General features: G+C 63.3%; 1 protein-coding gene. It reads right to left on the bottom strand.

What is annotated here, in order from left to right:
• Nucleotides 1-284: 284 nt before the first annotated feature.
• Complete coding sequence (locus tag QZY44_RS25235; RefSeq protein WP_295454653.1) at nt 285-1,913, bottom strand: transposase; 1,629 nt, start codon at nt 1,911-1,913, stop codon at nt 285-287.
• Nucleotides 1,914-2,114 lie beyond the last annotated feature (201 nt).

The raw sequence follows: 2,114 nt of genomic DNA, 5'->3' as shown, positions 1-2,114 counted from the left end.
TGGGTCTGACCGCTCGCAATATTGCCCAATACCGCCTGTTTCCCTGCGCGCACCCAATAGAATACCTTGCCCCGGAAATGCCCCGACGCCATCCATGACCCCTACATTCCACTCCGGATACCGTCGGGAACCACCCCTCGCCCCGAAAGGCGTGTTTTTGCGACCTCGCTGGATACAAGGATACCACCCATGAAGCACGTTGGTATAGTTCTGGCCGTTATCATCCTAGAAACCTCGGTTGACCGCTTGTCGACAGGTAGCTTCTCAGAAAGTGGTGGAGCGGCTCAGGCGGCGCGTTGGCGGATGAGGTCGGCGAGGGGCGGGATCAAGCCGGCGGCGGAGATGCGGTCGGTCAGGTAGGCCCAGAAGGAGACGCCCAGTTTCCGGCAGGTCTTCTTCAGACTGGCGAAGGTGTCGCGGCAACGGCGGCCGAGATCACTGCGGGTGCCACCGCTGATTTTGCGCACCTTGACGTAGTCGCGGATGTCGGTCTCGCTGGCGTTGGTGTGTAACGGCATGTCCGGTCGCGCCAGCACCCGGAGCAGGTCGCTCTTGTGCTGCCGAATGCGCCGAAGCAGGCGATCCAGCGTCGCCCATCCGGTGCGCTGACCGAACAGCCTGTCGAATCGTGCGCTCAGCGCCAGCGCTTTCTCCGATTCGGGCGCAGCCCGGTAGGTCTTGAGGTCGGCGTAGTAGGCCCAGATTTCCCCGCGCAGGCGTTCTTGCTCGCGCCGCTGGGATTCATGGGCCGGAATGAGCTTGTGCACCAGCCGCTCGGTATGTACCCAGCACAGACCGTGTTCCAGGATGTCGAACTGCCCGGCGCCATCGCTGACGATGGCCAGCAGCGGATGGATACCCTTGGCCACCAGACCGCCCAGCAACGCCGCCTCGGTGGCAATGCGCCGGTGGCGTAGAAGTGTAATGTCGAGCCGATCGAGGTGTGCCGACCAGTCGCCGCCATCGAATGGGGCCCTCTGTAGCCATTCGACGACCGCGGCCTTCAAGCCCTGCTTGTGCAGGTGGCTCAGGGCGATGTCATTCAGCGCATAGGACGGCTGAGCATCGTGCAGGTGCGTCAGGAAACCGATCCGGCTCTTGTTGTCGGCGCTGCCGAACCAGGCGAAGCTCGGGCCGCTGACCACCGTGACGTAGCCGTTTTTGCCTTGATGGCGCGCGCCCGAGTCGTCCACCGTGATGGCGGAACTGACCGCCAGTCCGGTCTGGAGCAGGCTGGACTTCTCGGCCGAGAACGCGTCCTGGCCAAACGCCAGCAGCGCGTCAATTTGGCCCACCGAAAGATCCAGGCCCCATTCGAGCAGTTGCTCGTGCAACTTCGGCTGCGTGACGTGGCAGTGGTGGTGCTGGTACAGGATAAAGGCGCGCAGGCCCGGACCAAAATGGAGCCCAGCCAATTCCGCCGGACAGGCAGCCGTCAGCACTCGACCGTCCGGGGTCGCCCAGCGTTCGAGCAGGAAGCGGGTGTTGTGCGGACCAATACGCAAGTCCTGTACCGTGAATTCGCGGTGCCCCAGAAAGCGCGACCCGTCCGGCACGTCCTCGGCCGCCATCGTGCGTTCTTCATGGATGGCTACGCGGGCCGTCTTCCCCGGCTGGCCCGCCGCCGTGCGTTTGCCGCGCCCATTGCCGCCGGACGGGTCATCATCGTCCTGGCCGGTTTCCTTGTCCATCCGGCTCGGCTTCATCACCGGACGACCCTTCTGACCCTTGAGCACGGCAATTTCGTCCCGCAGTTCCCGTAGCGTTTCGGCATCCTGTAGAACCCGTTCCTTCAGCGCCAGGTTCTCCGCCGCAAGCTGCTCAAGATGCCCCACCAGCGACCGCGCCCAAAACGCCCACTCCTCCGGCAGGCCGGAAGGCAGTTTAAACGGGGAATCGGGCAGCGAAAACATGTGGACAGCATTTAACCACAGTTAACAGCTACCTGTACGATAAAGCTCCACCACTTTCTGAGAAGCTACTGTCGACAGTAGCTTCTCAGAAAGTGGTGGTAAGGCTCAGGCGGCGCGTTGGCGGATGAGGTCGGCGAGGGGCGGGATCAAGCCGGCGGCGGAGATGCGGTCGGTCAGGTAGGCCCAGAAGGAGACGCCCAG

Source organism: uncultured Thiodictyon sp., assembly GCA_903837595.1.
Lineage (GTDB): Bacteria > Pseudomonadota > Gammaproteobacteria > Chromatiales > Chromatiaceae > Thiodictyon.
Note: the sequence above shows the minus strand (reverse complement) of the source record. Positions and strands in the feature narration are given on the sequence as shown.

Coding starts and splice junctions, on each gene's coding strand:
- QZY44_RS25235 (WP_295454653.1), bottom strand. CDS start 1,913: ATGTTTTCGCTGCCCGATTCCCCGTTTAAACTGCCTTCCGGCCTGCCG.